Origin of the sequence: Edaphosphingomonas haloaromaticamans (assembly GCF_001853345.1) — a bacterium.
Lineage (GTDB): Bacteria > Pseudomonadota > Alphaproteobacteria > Sphingomonadales > Sphingomonadaceae > Sphingomonas_E > Sphingomonas_E fennica.
Genome location: NZ_MIPT01000012.1, coordinates 1 through 1732 on the forward strand (window position 1 = coordinate 1; position 1732 = coordinate 1732).

Genomic DNA, 1732 nt, shown 5'->3' on the forward strand with positions numbered 1-1732 from the left:
GGAATGACGAACACGCCGGTGCCGCCCGCCACCGCGCCGGTGGCCCCGCCGATCAGCGGCGACAGCCATGGCTCCAATCGCGCCGGTACGCGGAACGGCCGCGCCAGCAGGGTGTAGGCGGCATAGAGCATAAGCGCCGCGCCCAGCATCGCCGTCGTGAGCGCCGTGTCGCCACTCGTCAGTAATGCGGAGCCGGCGAGCGTGCCGACGACGATCGCGGCCATCATTGGCCAGAGGCGCCGCGCGATCGGCCGCAGGCTCGGCCCGGCGACAAGCTGCCAGACATTGGTGACGAAGGAAGGCGCGAGCAGTAGCGCGGCCGCCGCGAGCGGTGACAGTAGCGCGCCCAGCACGCCCATGGCGACGGTGGGCAGGCCCATGCCGGTGACGCCCTTCACGATACCGGCGACGAAGAAGGTCGCGGTGATGGCGGCGATGAGGGGGATGGAAAGGTCCATCCCCCTCATCTGGCTGCGGCGCGCGTCGGGACACAATGCGGATTTGCCAGCGCCAGGATTCGGATGACCCGAAGGCTGGAGATGAGTTAGAAGGCAGGCCATGCGGTTCGATCTCACCGACCTGCGCCTGTTCCTCGCCGTGGTCGAGGCTGGCAGCATCACCCATGGCGCGACCGCGGCGAACCTGTCGCTGGCGGCGGCGAGCGAGCGGCTGCGCGACATGGAAGCGGTCGGCGGCGTGAGCCTGCTCGACCGCGGCCGCCGTGGCGTCACGCCGACGCGCGCGGGGGAAGCGCTGGCGCATCATGCGCGGCTGATCCTCGGCCAGATCGCGCGGATGCAGGGCGATCTGGGCGAACATGCGCTGGGCCTGCGCGCCACCGTGCGGCTGCTGGCAAACACGGCGGCGATGACCGAGTTCCTGCCCGATCCGCTGGGCGTCTGGCTGGCGGCGCATCCCCGGATCGACGTGGACCTTCGGGAACGGCAGAGCAGCGAGATCGTCAAGGCGATCGCGGGCGGACTCGCCGACATCGGCATCATCTCCGACGCGGTCGACAGCGGCGGCCTGACGCTCCGACCCTTCGCGATCGACCGGCTCGTGGTGGTCATGGCGCGAGCCCATCCGCTGGCCGGGACGAAGCGGATCGCCTTTGCGGACATCGTCGACCAGGCCCATGTCGGCCTCGCCGCAGGGGCGTTGCAAGACCATGTAGAACAGCAGGCCGAAAATGTCGGACACAAGCTGAAGGTCCGCGCGCGGGTGCGAACCTTCGATGGCCTGTGCCGGATGGCCGCGCATGGCGTGGGCGTCGCTGTCATGCCTGAGACGGCGGCGCGGCGATCAAGCCGTTCGATGTCGATCGCGATCGCCCGCCTGACCGACGACTGGGCGACGCGCCGGCTTTCGGTCTGCTGTCGATCGGAGCCGGAGCTTCCGGCGCCCGCACGTGATCTGATGGCGCATCTGGCGGAGACGGGCGTCAGGGGATGACGAGACGCTCCGGTCGCGGGATATCTCCGTCGCGCAGCCAGGTCAGCGTGTCGCGCCAGAAGCCTTCGGCATGATTCTCGCGGAACAGGTCGAAATGGCCGATCTTCTCCCGGCCATAATCGCGCGGCGAGNGCAGCAGCGCGGCGCGCATGGCGTTGCGGTAACAGGCCAGGGTCCGGCGCACCGCCGGCAGGGTTCCGATCGGATCGTCGGTCATGGCCACGGCGAGGATGCGCGCTTCGACCGCCGCCATTCGGCGCACCGCCTCCGCGCGCGCCTC

General features: G+C 70.0%; 2 protein-coding genes. One reads left to right on the forward strand and one right to left on the reverse strand.

The genetic code is table 11. The annotated features are described in order from the left end of the window. Nucleotides 1–458, reverse strand: a 458-nt coding sequence (locus BHE75_RS22960; protein ID WP_191225264.1) for a TSUP family transporter, incomplete at its 3' end; no start/stop codon positions are given. Between the two features lie 100 nt (nucleotides 459–558). On the opposite strand from BHE75_RS22960, the gene BHE75_RS22965 reads away from it, so the two are divergent. Next, nucleotides 559–1452 carry a LysR substrate-binding domain-containing protein gene (locus tag BHE75_RS22965; protein ID WP_039578051.1) on the forward strand — a complete coding sequence of 298 codons (894 nt, stop codon included), beginning with the start codon at nucleotides 559–561 and terminating at the stop codon, nucleotides 1450–1452. The last annotated feature ends 280 nt before the right edge of the window (nucleotides 1453–1732 follow it).

Excerpts from the sequence above, each read along its gene's own strand:
- BHE75_RS22965 (WP_039578051.1), top strand. The coding sequence starts at position 559 with ATGCGGTTCGATCTCACCGACCTGCGCCTGTTCCTCGCCGTGGTCGAG.